Origin of the sequence: Rosistilla ulvae (assembly GCF_007741475.1) — a bacterium.
Lineage (GTDB): Bacteria > Planctomycetota > Planctomycetia > Pirellulales > Pirellulaceae > Rosistilla > Rosistilla ulvae.
Genome location: NZ_CP036261.1, coordinates 3,404,886 through 3,418,887, shown reverse-complemented (window position 1 = coordinate 3,418,887; position 14,002 = coordinate 3,404,886). Strand labels below are relative to the sequence as shown.

Annotated in this window: 13 protein-coding genes; all 13 read left to right on the top strand. The window is 51.9% G+C overall.

Features of this window, described 5'->3' with window-relative positions; genetic code table 11:
• The first annotated feature begins 47 nt into the window (after nucleotides 1-47).
• The 13 genes from EC9_RS12175 to EC9_RS12115 all read left to right on the top strand — a co-directional run bounded on the left by EC9_RS12175 (nucleotide 48) and on the right by EC9_RS12115 (nucleotide 13,990).
• A complete protein-coding gene (locus EC9_RS12175; protein WP_218934757.1) occupies nucleotides 48-992 on the top strand; it encodes an ABC transporter permease in 945 nt (314 codons plus the stop codon).
• 64 nt (nucleotides 993-1,056) lie between these two features.
• Nucleotides 1,057-2,355, top strand: a complete 1,299-nt coding sequence (locus EC9_RS12170; protein WP_145345522.1) for an ABC transporter ATP-binding protein — start codon at nucleotides 1,057-1,059, stop codon at nucleotides 2,353-2,355.
• Between the two features lie 39 nt (nucleotides 2,356-2,394).
• A complete protein-coding gene (locus EC9_RS12165) occupies nucleotides 2,395-3,543 on the top strand; it encodes a nitroreductase family protein (protein WP_145345521.1) in 1,149 nt (382 codons plus the stop codon).
• Nucleotides 3,544-3,596: 53 nt separating this feature from the next.
• On the top strand, nucleotides 3,597-4,652 hold the full coding sequence (locus tag EC9_RS12160; protein ID WP_145345519.1) for a polysaccharide pyruvyl transferase family protein: 1,056 nt from the start codon (nucleotides 3,597-3,599) through the stop codon (nucleotides 4,650-4,652).
• 212 nt (nucleotides 4,653-4,864) lie between these two features.
• Nucleotides 4,865-5,788 carry a glycosyltransferase family 2 protein gene (locus EC9_RS12155; RefSeq protein WP_145345517.1) on the top strand — a complete coding sequence of 308 codons (924 nt, stop codon included), beginning with the start codon at nucleotides 4,865-4,867 and terminating at the stop codon, nucleotides 5,786-5,788.
• A gap of 129 nt (nucleotides 5,789-5,917) precedes the next feature.
• Nucleotides 5,918-6,874 carry a glycosyltransferase family 2 protein gene (locus EC9_RS12150; RefSeq protein WP_145345515.1) on the top strand — a complete coding sequence of 319 codons (957 nt, stop codon included), beginning with the start codon at nucleotides 5,918-5,920 and terminating at the stop codon, nucleotides 6,872-6,874.
• Nucleotides 6,756-7,106, top strand: coding sequence for a glycosyltransferase (locus EC9_RS27285; RefSeq protein WP_391556714.1), 351 nt, complete (start codon nucleotides 6,756-6,758; stop codon nucleotides 7,104-7,106). The genes EC9_RS12150 and EC9_RS27285 overlap by 119 nt, the downstream gene beginning before the upstream one ends.
• Nucleotides 7,107-7,509: 403 nt before the next feature.
• Nucleotides 7,510-8,391, top strand: coding sequence for an FkbM family methyltransferase (locus EC9_RS12140; RefSeq protein WP_145345511.1), 882 nt, complete (start codon nucleotides 7,510-7,512; stop codon nucleotides 8,389-8,391).
• A gap of 230 nt (nucleotides 8,392-8,621) precedes the next feature.
• Nucleotides 8,622-9,629: a glycosyltransferase family 2 protein gene (locus EC9_RS12135; RefSeq protein ID WP_145345510.1), complete on the top strand. Its 1,008-nt coding sequence runs from the start codon at nucleotides 8,622-8,624 to the stop codon at nucleotides 9,627-9,629.
• Nucleotides 9,581-10,873, top strand: a complete 1,293-nt coding sequence (locus EC9_RS12130) for a glycosyltransferase (protein WP_145345508.1) — start codon at nucleotides 9,581-9,583, stop codon at nucleotides 10,871-10,873. Before EC9_RS12135 ends, EC9_RS12130 begins: the two co-directional genes overlap by 49 nt.
• Entirely contained in the window at nucleotides 10,870-11,916 is a 1,047-nt protein-coding gene (locus EC9_RS12125) for a glycosyltransferase family 2 protein (protein ID WP_145345506.1), read from the top strand. The genes EC9_RS12130 and EC9_RS12125 overlap by 4 nt, the downstream gene beginning before the upstream one ends.
• A complete protein-coding gene (locus EC9_RS12120; protein ID WP_145345504.1) occupies nucleotides 11,913-12,833 on the top strand; it encodes an FkbM family methyltransferase in 921 nt (306 codons plus the stop codon). The genes EC9_RS12125 and EC9_RS12120 overlap by 4 nt, the downstream gene beginning before the upstream one ends.
• Nucleotides 12,830-13,990 carry a glycosyltransferase family 4 protein gene (locus EC9_RS12115; RefSeq protein ID WP_145345502.1) on the top strand — a complete coding sequence of 387 codons (1,161 nt, stop codon included), beginning with the start codon at nucleotides 12,830-12,832 and terminating at the stop codon, nucleotides 13,988-13,990. The genes EC9_RS12120 and EC9_RS12115 overlap by 4 nt, the downstream gene beginning before the upstream one ends.
• Nucleotides 13,991-14,002 lie beyond the last annotated feature (12 nt).

The window sequence follows — 14,002 nt, the reverse complement described above, 5'->3', positions numbered from 1 at the left end:
TGCACTTAATGTAGAAAAAGCAGCATGTTGCTGACAAAACAATTCCCATGACCCAACCCTCTCTCAAATCGATCCGCGATGTCGATCACATGGTCGAACCTGAAGCGACAGTGTCGGATGCGATGGACGCGGAATCCTGCGATGCGCCCATCACCGTGATCGAGCGATCCAAGCCCTGGCAATTCGTCAACCTGGGGGAATTGTACGCTTACCGCGACATGCTGCGGTTTTTGACCTGGCGGAGCATCAAAGCGAGGTACGCGCAATCGGCGATCGGGGTAGGTTGGGCGGTCATCCAGCCGGCCTTTCAGGTGTTGTTATTCACGTTGGTCTTTGGCCGTTTGGCCAACATCGATTCGGACGGCGTGCCCTATGCGTTTTTCAGTCTGGTGGGGTTGATTCCCTGGACGTATTTTTCAAACGCCTTGTCGGGAGGTTCGAACAGCCTGGTCGGCAACGCCAGCATGATCTCCAAAGTATATTTCCCCCGATTGATTTTGCCATTGTCCGACGTGGTGGCAAAACTGTTCGACTTCTTCATCGCGTTTACCCTTTCGATGGGCGTGCTACTCTTCTTCGGTCGCCTGCCCAACTCGGGCATTTTGATGCTTCCCTATTTGATCTTATTGATGATGGTGTCGGCTTTGGGGTTGAGTTTATGGCTGACGGCGCTGGCGATCCAGTTCCGCGACATCGCTCACGCGCTGACCTTTATTGTGCAATTGCTGATGTACGCCAGTCCGGTGATTTATCCGACCAGCAGCGTACCGGAAACGTACACGCTCCCCGGCGGCTGGGTGATATGGCCGCAGTCGTTGTATGCGATAAATCCGATGGTGGGCGTGGTGGAAGGGTTTCGGGCTGCCCTGTTGGGCAGCGGTCCGATGCCCTACGGCTGGATCGCGATTGGAACGGTCACCGCGACGGTCACATTGTTGAGCGGAATGATGTTCTTCCGCAGCCGAGAAAAAGTCTTCGCGGATGTGGCTTGATTGTGCAGGCGAGCGTCGCTTTGGTTCACGGTATGCATAGTTCAATAATAGAGGAAGTAATAGCTTGACGACTGCTATCACTGTCGAAAATCTTTCTAAGGCCTACCGCATTGGTTTAACGGAAGAAATTCCCGATACACTGTTGTCCGCGGCGACCGGATTGCTCAAGGCACCGCTGCGAAAGTTCAAAGAACTGCGGCATTTAGATACGTCGATGCATTCGCACCACTCCGAAAGCATCCACTGGGCATTAAGGGATGTCTCCTTCGAAGTGCGTGAAGGCGAGGTGTTGGGCGTCATCGGCCGCAATGGGGCGGGTAAGAGCACGCTGCTGAAGATCCTCAGCCGGATCACCGAGCCGACCAGCGGACGTGCCACGATTCGCGGCCGCGTGTCGAGTTTGTTGGAAGTTGGCACCGGCTTTCATCCCGAGCTATCGGGCCGTGAAAACGTCTATCTAAACGGCACCATCTTAGGAATGACCAAAAAAGAGATCGACCGAAAGTTTGACGAAATCGTCGAGTTCTCAGGAGTTGAAAAGTATCTGGACACTCCTATTAAGCGCTACAGCAGCGGGATGAAGGTCCGGTTGGCGTTTGCGGTAGCAGCTCATCTGGAACCAGAAATACTGATCATCGACGAAGTGTTGGCGGTGGGGGATGCAGAGTTTCAGAAAAAGTGCATGGGGAAGATGCAGGATGTTGCAGGCGAGGGTAGGACGGTATTGTTTGTAAGTCACAACATTCCGGCAGTCAGCAACCTATGTCGCACAGGATGTGTTATCGAAGCCGGATCGATGATTGCTAGTGGCGACATCGATGATTGTGTAACCATTTACCTAAAATCACAAATAGAAGTCAGCGCTGACTCAAAACTATCATCTTCGGATCTAAATCGAACAAGAGTATCGGAAGTAGCGATTCAGTCGCAGGACACTGAGTCCGCGCTGATCTACGTAACGGATACGATTGAATTCCGAGTGGCTATCATTGCTCACAGACTAATCGAGAATGCGCGGCTCGCTATCCGGGTATTCGATTCATTAGGCAATCGCGTTGTAACGCTTCACACGGACTACCAACACCCTGAAACAATTCACATAGACGCTAACACCGAAGTTGAACTTTTTTGCGCATTACGCAACTGTCGCCTTGCGCCAGGAACTTATACAGTTGACATCCAATTCGACGAGGGCCGAAACACCATCGAACTACTTACGGCCTGTCGATCCTTTGACATACAACACGAAGATTTATACGGAACAGGAAAAAGTTTCCCGGCGAGAACTACTATCGTGTATGGAGACACGCAGTGGTCGATCAATCCCATATCAATGCAAGCGGCAAGATCGCTCCGATCTTAGCATTGACAGCCACGACTATGTTGGAATGAGCTGATTTCCGTGAACTTCAAAAACATCGCGAACCCAGTAAAAGGATCGGCGCGCAGCGTTCGGCAGATTGTCCGAACTGGGATCTCATCCATAAAGCCATTAAGGTTGACCATTTCCCGTCGCATCGACGCCACTTTCTTGCGACTTGCAGCCAAATATCGATCCATTGCACCTTGGTATTATTGCCTATGGAATTCCTCATTCGCTCGGGAACAACAGGCATTAGCGGCTGCAAAGCTTGAATATGCTGAAGGCAGAATGAACGCCAACGCTGTGTCCTCGTCGGCCCTATTGACGAGAAATATACATAGGCTTGAAAAAGCCCTGTTGATGAAACCAAGGCGGGAAATATTCGCGAACGCCTACATAACAGAGACTGTGGCTGTCTTCACGCTGTATTCGAACGCCATCGCACGTGATGCACTTAAAGCTCCGCCAATACTGACTTGGGCCGATACGATATTAAACGAGTACTTTTCGGCTGTTGCAGATACAGACCATTTGATCAACGCTGCCCGCCAAAAATATACAAACGCATCACTAGTGAACACCAGCGATCTCAGCCCACAGCGTCCGTACCTGCGCAATCTAACAAACCCTCCCACGGTATCGTACGATGACCTGCACGCTCTAGCAATTCGCAGACGTTCCGTCCGCTGGTTTCTAGAACGCAAGGTCGACCGGAATCTGTTAGACAAAGCAATCTTGCTTGCTTCCCAATCGCCAAGCGCATGTAATCGACAGCCATTTAGATTCATCATTGTCGACGAACAACCTCTGTTGTCAAATCTTGTTGATCTGCCAATGGGAACGGCAGGTTATGCCCAGAACATTCCAGTTTTCGTGGTGATTGTTGGTTCGCAGACAAACTACTTCCACGAACGCGATCGACATCTGATTTACATCGATGCATCCCTCGCAGCAATGAGCTTTATACTTGCTTCCGAAACCCTCGGGCTAAGTTCATGCTGCATAAACTGGCCAGACATTGAGGAAAGAGAAACGGCAATAGCAGATGCTTTAACACTTGAAATCCATGAACGACCGGTGATGTGTATTGCCGTTGGTTACGCCGACCCCCAAGAGAAGGTTGCATTTTCTCAAAAGAAGTCACTTGAAGAACTCAGAAGCTATAACAACATGAGGGTTAACCGTTGACATGCCATATCGAAATTACGGGGACTGGACGCCACAACGCAGGAGCTCAACTGATGGCGCACGCAATTGGCCGATGGGCAGGAACAACACACAACGACGTCTGTTGTGCCGTCCAACCTGCCTGTGACAACTTTCGCGGGCGTGGTCGCGCGGGACTGTCTGCATTAATCCAAGGTGACAAATTCAGTAAGACTTGGTTTTTCAGCAAATACGCTCCGGAGTATTTTCTGCAACAGTATGGCATCGTTGCGGATCAGTCAGTTGATGCGACACTAGACGCCTCGGGGTTTGCGTACGGTGACCAGTGGGGGCGAGCGAAAACGGAAGAACTGTTAACGAACGCTAGAAAATGGAAAAAGCAAGGCAGGAAAATCATCCTTCTACCGCAAAGCGTCGGGACCTTCAACGATCAGGCAATTGCCGATAACTTCAAAAAGGCCTGCGACAATATTGATTACATTTTCCCACGGGATAAAATTTCTGTAGAAAGCATGAAGCATCTTGACGTGCAGGTGCCATTTGAACGCAGCCCAGACTTTACAATTCTTGCGCCTGCCCTGACATGTTATCAATACCGGGAATATCACGGCGCAACTTGGCTCATCCCCAACGTAATGATTCTAGAAAAAGGCAGTGACTTACACAGGGCGAACTACTTGGAATTTTTTCGGATCGTGATTGCAAATCTTTTGGCGCGTGGGGAACGACCGGTTGTTCTCGCCCATTCGCAAGGCGATAGGGAACTTTCACGAACAATTGCTGGAAACAAAGTACCTCTGGTAACCGAAAAAGACCCGCTCATGATCAAGGGGCTCATTAGCAACGGACGGTTAGTCGTTGGTTCCCGCTACCATGCAATCGTGAGTGCATTGTGCAGCCTGGTCCCCGCTGTTGGCGTAGGCTGGAGCCACAAATACAGTTGCCTGTTTTCCGACTTTGGAATCACGGACCTTCTATTACAACCGATCCTCAGCAACCAAAAGATCGACGAGGCAATAACAAAGGCCTTGGAGTGCCCGACCACCGCAAAATCGCTTGAGCGTGGAAGGGATGAATATGGCCAAAAGACAACCGCGATGTGGAATTGTGTTGAGCAAGTTCTGTTTTAGGCTTCGAACCACGTCCGATCGTTTTGATCACGACTGACCCTCTCCGATCCGAACAGACGTATTCCTCTTCAATTGGATCAAAGTGCGATCCAAAAGAGTACAAGCAGGCCACGAAACCTTGGGCTTTCCAGACGCCACACAGTGCTTTAACGGAGTTTGCGCTTGCAGCACTTAGCGCTTTGCAAGCGAGGTGTTTAATAAACGAACCAACAATGAACGACTCCACAATTTCTGTTGTCATCCCGTGCTACAACGGTGCGTCGTATTTGGATGAAACCCTTCGATCGGCATTGGCACAAACGCACCGGCCACTGGAGATCTTGCTCGTAGACGATGGCTCGACGGACAACTCTGTCGAAATCGCCGAGTCTTTTGCGCCGCATGTAACCGTATACCGGCAACCCAACTCCGGAGAGTCGGTGGCGAGAAATCGAGGTATCGAGCTAGCAAAAGGTGATTTTGTTGCGTTCTTAGATGCTGACGACCTATGGGAGCCAAATAAGCTCGAGGCTCAGATATCTCAGTTCAACCGGGTTCCGGAATTGTCATGTGTCTATACGGACTTTTGCCTATTGGTAAACGGCGTCCCTGTTGAGGCTCCTGCACGGCCGGAGAGTCACTCAGCCCCTGGCTTTCAGACGAAGATGCTTTTGGAGTGGTGTGTCCTCCCTTCGACCGCTTTGGTGCGAAGGGAGCTTGCTGCACGGGTTCGATTTCCCGAGCACGTGCGTGACAGTGAAGATATTATTTTCTTCTTGGAACTGCGAAACCTCGGCCCGTTCTCGAGAATTGCGGATCCCCTAACATTCTATCGGCGTACTGCGTCCCAACAGACAGAACAGCCGGATCACCTGTTCCGCTCTACACAGGCCTTGTTTGGGTGGTTTAATGAGCATGAAGCTGAGTTCACTCGGAGCGAATCGCTGGTGGTCCGGAAAAATCTAATTGAGCGGTTGGTGTACCCACATCAGATGTTGTTTTGGAAGCGAGATCTGGACGGTGTTTTTCGTTATCGGAAGCTGCTCGGCGAAATGGCTTCGCCGGATATCGAATTGCCATCAGAGCTTACGAAAAAGCTCTATCCGCGTTGGCTTTATTGTTTGAAAGACGCAATTGAAAGTTTTGCGTCGCGTTGAGCTATTTCTCGATTGGGCTGCTAGGTGTGTGTGGAGCGTTGTTGTACTTGAAGGCTGGCGGCGACATGGTCTTGATTCACCGCTGATCCGAGATGCCTCCGTTTCCCAAGTCATCGCATTTCGATTTCTATGACACCTACAGTCTCAGTCGTCGTTCCCGTTTATAACCAGCAACCGTTTGTCGCTGAGGCAATCAATAGCTTGCTGCGGCAGACATTGAGTGACTTTGAAATCGTCGCTTTAGATGATGGTTCATGTGATCGCTCCGGCGCAATACTCGATGCCTTGGCTGCTCAGGATCATCGAATTCGTGTTGTTCATCAGTTGAATATGGGACGCGCCGTTACTCGCCAGCGAGGCATTGACATCTCGCGCGGTAAATACATTGCGATGATGGATCCGGATGACATCGCGTTCCCCTGGCGGTTGGAAAGACACTTTCGTTTTTTGGAGGATCATCCTGATGTTGTTTGCGTGGGAGCAGAGCACATCAAGATCTGCCCCTATGGTATGGAAATTGCAGGATCGGTGCACTTACATGATCATCAAGGGATTGTGGACCGCCTGCGGACGGGCGATGGGGATGCGCTTACGCAGGGCGCCAGCATGTTTCACAGATCCGCGGTAGACTCTGTTGGCGGATATAACCTTACACTGAAGTACGGCGAGGATATTGAGTTTTTTTTAAGGCTTAGTAGCATTGGCCTTTTGGCAAATGTTTCGTGGCCAGCGATCCAGTACCGACAACATCCCGCGAGTGCAAATCAAAGCTGTACCGAGGACGAGCTGATCGCTTTGCAGCAATCCCTTGCTGTACTGGGGGTCGAGTGGTCGCCTAGCCAATTGCTAGGTCCCCCCCGGACCTTGCGGGAGCGACGGAGCATGTTTCACCTTCGTTGTGCCAGAATCGCGATGCATCAGGGAGCGGTGCATTATTGTGGCAAGCATCTCCGAGACGCGATTGTGGGTGGAGTTTGGGCTTCTACGACCTTCCGTGAGGCCTTGTCGATCGCGAAGGACTGTGTCCAAGTCAAGTGGCGCCAGAATTCCGTTGCGAAATCGAGCAGCCACAGTCTTTGCGAGTGAGCGTACAACATTCATCGTCGACCGGGGCGGCGGGCGCAGGGCTAGGACAATCCGATTCGGGGGCTCCCTTAGTATCGGTGACCATCCCACTTTCAATCCCGAGCGTTGCTTGCTCAGGTTGATAGCGTCGGTGCAGAACCAGACTTTTCAAGATTGGGAAATGCTGGTTGTAGAAAATGGCAGTACGGATGGGAGTTTGGGGCTACGATACGAATTGGCTGAAAAAGACTAACGCATTCGACCGCTTCGTAGTCAACGTTGCAAAGGCGTTGCCGGAACGCGCAATGCGGGAAGCGATGCCGCGCGAGGTGAGTTTGAAGCGTTTCTCTATAGCGACGATGAATGGATGCCGCTCCATTTTTCCGCGTCAAAGGGCTTTTTGTTGAAGGGCGATAGCGGGTGCGTTGCGACTTGCGCCGTTGTGGAGCGACGCCGTAGCTCTGACGGCTCTCTGTTCGTAAAGGGGCAATTGTGCGAAGAGTGCTTCACTGTCGCTTCACACCTGTAAGGGGCAGCAACCAAAGCCAAGCGAAAGCGTTGCTTGCTCTTGGGGTGGGTAACTCGAATAGAAATAGTATTATGGGGCAGTACTGCCTCGCCAAGAATAAGGTTGCAGCTGCATTCCCGAAAGCACCATGATGAACAACGTCGCCAAACAATTTGCGTCAAAGTTACTCGAATACTGCGGGTTGTCCAAAACAATAGACGCCACGCAGAAATTTGTCCTTCATGGGAGCGAAATTCTTGTTCCATCAGAGTTAGCTTCTGGACTTAGAAATGCGGTGGAGAGAGAAAATTGGTTGACCCCGATTTTGAAAGTCTTGGTCGAAAGTAAAACGGGAGCCTTTATTGATGTGGGAGTCAACGTTGGCCAGACGCTCGTCAAATGGATGAGCCTCAATTCAAGTAGTGGGTATTACGGATTTGAGCCGAATCCGGCTGCGGCAACATACGCCAATAAGATAATTGCCTTAAATGGTCTTGCAAATGCAAATGTTGTATCTGTCGGAATGGCGGAGAACTCCGCTCTCGTTGAGTTGTTCCTGCAGCATGATCTCGATTCGTCGGCGAGTGCCATCCGCGGGTTTCGGGACGAGAGCTTTTATTCAATGAGCAAGTACGTTCCGGTGATGAGAGGTGATGATTTGCTGGCGGAGATAGGCATTGACGGTATCGCGGTTGTTAAAATTGACGTGGAAGGTGGAGAGTTAGGCGTGTTGAAAGGCCTTGGGAGTACAATTGCTCGGACCCGCCCTTTTATCTGTTGTGAAGTGCTACCCGTGTACGAGGATTTGTCTGATCGAGGACGAGAACGACGGCGCAGAACAGACGAATTGCAGTCAGTATTGGAACGCCATAGTTATTGTATTTACCGTGCCTTCGACGATGGGACTGTTGCCAGCTTGCAAAATGGAATCGAAACTCACGGTGAATTATCCTTGAGTAACTATCTGTTTATTCCGTGTGAGGATGAGGCAATTGCTCGTCGATTGCCTGGCCTGCATGGTAATTGCTAACCCTCGTTGGAACTGACTGGTTTGACTTTGTGCGGGGTAAGAGTCACGAAGTGGTCTGGCTGTCGAGTGCCGAACGGCCGTCAGTAAGTAGGTGTTCGTGTGGTTCATCCAGTTTTGTGCTGCCGGGGGCTAGGCTTTGTATAAAAGCCCAAAACAAAGGTTGCGAAGTGATTTCTCTATTTCCTCCCCTCCCCTTGTGACGCAGTTCCGGCTCAATTCGAGCAATAACGATGGCTGAAAATCGCGATCCTGTTAAGCTGGCACCTCGGATCACCGTGATCATCCCAACGTTCAATCGCGAGCGGTGGTTGCCGCGGTCGATCGCGTCGGTGCAAAACCAGACCTTTCAAGACTGGGAATTGCTCGTGGTGGATGATGGCAGCACGGATCAATCGATGGCGTTGCTGGAATCCTTCGCGGCAGAGGATGCCCGCATCCAAGTGCTCCGCAATTGCCGCGGAAAAGGGGTCTCCGGCGCCCGCAACACGGGGATTGATGCCGCGCGAGGAGATTATGTTGCGTTTCTGGACAGTGACGACGAATGGATGCCATCGCACCTCGAAAAATCGTTGGTTGCGCTCGATCAGTACGACGGGGCCGTCCAGGCCTGTTCCGCATCCGCAGAAAGGCGTCTGGAAGCGACCGGCGAGACGTTTGGAGCGAGTCTTGGGGTTGGCGGTGAACTGAATCCCGATGGTGTTGGCGAGCAGGTTGTTTTGCAGGCGGCGGAAGTGCTTGAGTCCTACATTCAAGGCAAAGGGCCATTGGAAATCCAAACGTTTGTGATTCGCCGCGAAGCCTTGGGGGACACTCGATTTCCCGAGGATTTGCGGATCGGTGAAGATGGTTTCTTTTTTGCTTCATTGGCCGATCGTGGCCTCGGGGTGCTTCGGCTGTTCGATCCGCACGCGATCATGTGGGCTCATGATGCAAACACAACCTCGGCAGGCGGTAGACAACTTTCTGCCCACGAACTGATCCGACTCTATGAGGACCTTGAAGGTTTGGGCGAGAAAACGCTGGCGTCGTTTGAGCTAACGGTAGATCAGCGGCGAAGAATCCGTCACATGATGGCGGCGGGGCGATTCTGGCAGATTGGGTATCATGGACATTTGCAACAGAAGCATTATGCAGAAGCTCGTTCGTGCTTTCGACGAGCCATGAGGTGGGAGCCAAGAAATCTGCGTTTTTGGAAGACCTATTTGTTGAGCTATCTGCGGCAAGGGTGGCTGCGGTGATGCCGTTGCAGCATTCAGGAAATGCAGTTGATTGCGGCGTTTCCCCCAAGGCAATCGCTGAGATGTCCGGACGGTCTGTTTGCGTGTTGCTGTTCTTTGACGGCTACAAAGGAGGAGCCGAGTTGCATTCGATTCAATTGGTCGAATGCCTCCGGCAACGTTGCGAACGGGTGGCCCTCGTTGTCAAGGCAGGTCAGCGAAGTGCTCTGTTAAATTTCTTACGCTTACACGGCGTCGACGCGTCCGAGGTTCCGATCGATGAGTTTCCGCTCGCAGAGGATATGTCTTGGGCGGCATGTCGGCGACTGTTCAGGAACTACGCGGCCGACATATATGTATGCCCGAAGGGCGGCTTGGGATCCGGTTCCGGCAAGCTTGAATCATATGCCAGGCTGTACGGGCGCCGGATCGTAACCATTGAACATACGGCTCCAAGACAACCTGTCTACGCGGACCGACGATTTTTTCCCCGATTGGGGTATTGGCAATTTACGTATCGCTTGCGTCGATGGCGCAGGTCGATTGGACCGGCTAGAATTGTAGCGGTCAGCTGTACGGCGCGAAATCGATTGGTCAGTCTGTTTGGTTATCCGGTCAGGCGGACGGTAGCGGTCCCGAATGGAGTCGCCACAGATCGGTTTCGGCCGGTTGCGAGCAGACGCGATCAGATCCGGCAAGAGCAACAGATTCCCGAGCAAGCGCTTGTGTGCGGAATGGTTTGTCGGTTTGTCGATGCGAAGGCCATCGATGTTGCTATTCGCGCGTTCGAATCGGTTGCATTGGCCTCGATCGAAACCTCACCCTACTTGTTGATCTACGGCGACGGGCCATTGAAGTCAACGTTGATCGAGCAATCGCAAGCGACTGCAATTTCAGACAAGATTCGCTGGATGGGGGCGACGTCCGAGCCATGGAATGTGTATCCAGCATTTGATTTATTTTTGCTTTCCAGCCGTCAGGAAGGACTGCCACTGGGGCTTCTAGAGGCCATGGCATGTGGCTGTGCTCCGGTTGCCACACCGGTCGGCGGTGTGCCGGATGTAATCCGACATCAAGAAAATGGCTTTCTCGCTCACTCCATCGAGCCTGCCGACTATGATGCGACACTCACCAGAGCGATGCGCACGCCTCGACCGGATTTGCAGGAAATTTCTAGGCGAGCGATGGAAACCATTTGTAAATCGTATGAGCTTTCGATCCAAATGAACCGTTTGTGCGACGAGATTTTCGAGGCCTGCGGATGAGCCGTCAGCCGTTAGTCAGTATTATCCTGCCTACGTTCAATCGGGCTTCCTTTCTGCCTAAGGCGATTGCTGCGATCCGCGAGCAGCAGTTGACGGATTGGGAATTGATTGTGATCGACGACGGCAGTACCGATCAAACCGCTCCCCTGCTGCGCAAGCTGGTTAACGGAATGCCTCAAGCGTATCGATACCTACGCCAGGAGAACCAAGGGGCATACGCCGCCAGAAACACCGGGCTCGACTACGTTCGTGGTAAGTACGTCGCGTTCTATGACAGTGATGACTTGTGGTTGCCGCACCACCTGCAGAAATGTGTCACCGCTCTAGAGTTGAATCAGGATGTCGACTGGGTCTATTCCGCTAGTCGCATCGTCGACTTCGCGTCGGAGCGGGTTTTGAATGAGAATTGTTTTCAGGAGGGAGGAAGAGCACGGAAATTTCGAAATCTGCCTGTCGAACGCCGGGACGATTTGTATGTCTTGAAGCAGGCCGGTTTGATGGAAGCAGTGCTGGATGGCGCCGGGCTCTACTCGGGATTACAGAATTCTGTAATTCGGTCTCGCTTTTTTCAAGGACGCCGCTTTGCGACGGAGTTTTACAACGAAGCGGAAGACCAGGTAATCGTAATTCGGGCTCTGGCGGCGAATATTCGTTTTGCGTATTTCGATAGCGTTCATGTGGAGTACTGTGTGCACGATAATAATTCATCGGGCGCCGCGCTCAATTTACCACGGCACAAGCAGCTCCGACTTTCGGAGGGGCTAATTCGTGGATACGAACAACTGTCGGAACAGGTTGCGCTATCGGGCGCGTCAAAGTTAGCCCTGCGTAGAAAGCTAGCCAAATTATACATGTGGCACCTTGGGTATCACTCCCATTGGCGTTTCGGTGACAAACAGGCTGCCATAGCAGCCTATCGAAAAAGTATTCAGCTTGATCCGTGGAATTGGAGATACCGAAAGACCTATCTGCTCGCGTTAGCAAGGCCAGTGTGCACCACCGATGCCCAACAGTCTGCAGAGACGAAGGTTGAGAAGGGATGATGAAGGTGCTCAAGCAATACGGATTAGGCTGTTATGCGGCGTTGGTTCGTGCGAACGTCCACTTTCCCGGGAAATGGCGTCTGCGGCGGCACACGCTTGCTGCCTTGCGCCGTCCTAGTGGTCCACGCGGACGCAAAACAGTTCGCACAACAGACGGGTTTTTAATGGAACTGGATCTGTCGGACTATGTGGATCAACATATTTACGCGACAGGTACCTACGAAACGATGGTACGAGAGATCCTTAAACGCACTCTGCAGCGTGACGGCTTTTTCATCGACATTGACGCAAATATCGGCTATTTCACTTTGCTTGGGGCGCAATGTGAGGGCAAAAATGGGCGGGTGCTAGCGTTCGAGCCTGTCACATCAACTCGAAGCCGTTTGGTCCGCAATTGTGACTTAAATGGCTGCGTGAATATTTCTGTCAGACGGCAAGCTGCCTCCGATGTGACTGGCGACGCGAGTATCAATATCGGTCCTCGAGAGCATTCAGGAATATCCAGTTTACGTCCATTAGAAACATGCGGAACGACCGAGGAGATCGAAACGATAAGACTCGACGAATTATTGTCTGTCGACGATCCCCCGTCAATTATAAAGATCGATGTCGAAGGGGCCGAGATGTGCGTGTTGCGAGGGCTTAGCGCTCTTCTTGGACAGTGGGGGGAATCTGCTCCGTGTCTTGTTCTAGAACTATCTCCAGCTTTCTTAAAGGTGTTTGGAGACAATGCCGCTGATTTAGTCAGCCAACTTCAGCAGCTCGGTTACAGCTGCTACCGGATTGAATGGGACCGAATCAAATTGCTCGCAAACGTAGACGCCCACGGGAACGCACAGTTTAATATCGTTGCTTTTCCTGGATCGCCACCCGCCACGCTTAGCGATCTTGTGGATGTTAACGGTGCTTCTGTATGAATATCCTGTTCCTTACCAACAATCCAAATCTAGGGAGTACGGCGCGCGCGCTATTGACTTGGGCGGAGGAAATTCAGCGAGAAGGGCATGAGGTGCGCGTGGTCTGTCCGACGGGAAGATTGTCCCAGACTCTTACGGCTAAAGGCATTGCGACACTAAATTCCAGTTTGCCTTGGTTCGACCGACGTCGGCCTTGGGCCGCCGCAGGCGCCCAGGCACGTGTCGCAGTATGGGGAAAGAACGCTGATATCATCCATTGCAACGAGCACAACGTGTATCCGTTTGGGGCCCTCTTAGGGCGTCTGATACGAAAACCGGTTGTTTGTCATGTTCGTTTTGATATTGATCGAAAGTTGGCGGATTGGATGTTCGGTTCCTACGGTGCTCCCGCGGCGTTGTTGTGGACAAGCTTGAACCAGCAAAAGCGTTGTGCGCCAATCGTCAAGGGAGTGGTTCCTTCTGATCGACAGCGCGTAGTAAGGTTAGGCCTTGACTTGCGGGACTTTGGCCGCCGCGCCTCCGAGCGTGAATTGCTCCGATCCCAACATGACATTGGTAGTGAAACTCTTGTGGTTGGCACTGCGAGTGCTTTTCGGCCGGTAAAGCGGTTGGAGGACTTCGTGGAAATTATCCGTCAGTTGCGATGCAGATATCCTCATGTGGTCGGGATGATCGCGGGCGGTGCCGTTCCTGGCCTGGAAGACTATTGGAAGCAAATCAATGCAATGATCACATCTCTTAATGCCGACGCTTGGATTCTCCGAACCGGACACGTCGATGATATCGAACCCGTTCTGCAGTCAATGGATATTTTTGTCAGTACCAGTGAACTGGAGACCTTTGGCAACAGCGTATGCGAGGCGATGGCGTGTGGTAAGCCAGTGGTAGGATATGAAGGTGGGTCAGTAGCCGAGGTCGTTGGGGATCCACGCCAGGTTGTTGCCAATGGCGATATCGATGAATTGACTGAGAGGTTAGCTAGGATGCTCGAAGACCGTCTAGCACTAGAGGAAGTGGGGAGGAGAGGTCGTGAACGTGTCGCGACAAAGTTTAATTCTGTCGCAAGAGTTCCTGAGCTTTTAAGTCTTTACCGTACCCTACTTCGTCAGGATTGTAGAGGTAGCAACAACTCGTCCTGTTCGGATCCAGAAGCGTGACCCGGTTCAACG

Excerpts from the sequence above, each read along its gene's own strand:
- EC9_RS12150 (WP_145345515.1), top strand. The coding sequence starts at position 5,918 with ATGACACCTACAGTCTCAGTCGTCGTTCCCGTTTATAACCAGCAACCG.
- EC9_RS12140 (WP_145345511.1), top strand. The coding sequence starts at position 7,510 with ATGATGAACAACGTCGCCAAACAATTTGCGTCAAAGTTACTCGAATAC.
- EC9_RS12155 (WP_145345517.1), top strand. The coding sequence starts at position 4,865 with ATGAACGACTCCACAATTTCTGTTGTCATCCCGTGCTACAACGGTGCG.
- EC9_RS12115 (WP_145345502.1), top strand. The coding sequence starts at position 12,830 with ATGAATATCCTGTTCCTTACCAACAATCCAAATCTAGGGAGTACGGCG.
- EC9_RS12160 (WP_145345519.1), top strand. The coding sequence starts at position 3,597 with ATGGCGCACGCAATTGGCCGATGGGCAGGAACAACACACAACGACGTC.
- EC9_RS12175 (WP_218934757.1), top strand. The coding sequence starts at position 48 with ATGACCCAACCCTCTCTCAAATCGATCCGCGATGTCGATCACATGGTC.
- EC9_RS12125 (WP_145345506.1), top strand. The coding sequence starts at position 10,870 with ATGAGCCGTCAGCCGTTAGTCAGTATTATCCTGCCTACGTTCAATCGG.
- EC9_RS12120 (WP_145345504.1), top strand. The coding sequence starts at position 11,913 with ATGATGAAGGTGCTCAAGCAATACGGATTAGGCTGTTATGCGGCGTTG.
- EC9_RS12135 (WP_145345510.1), top strand. The coding sequence starts at position 8,622 with ATGGCTGAAAATCGCGATCCTGTTAAGCTGGCACCTCGGATCACCGTG.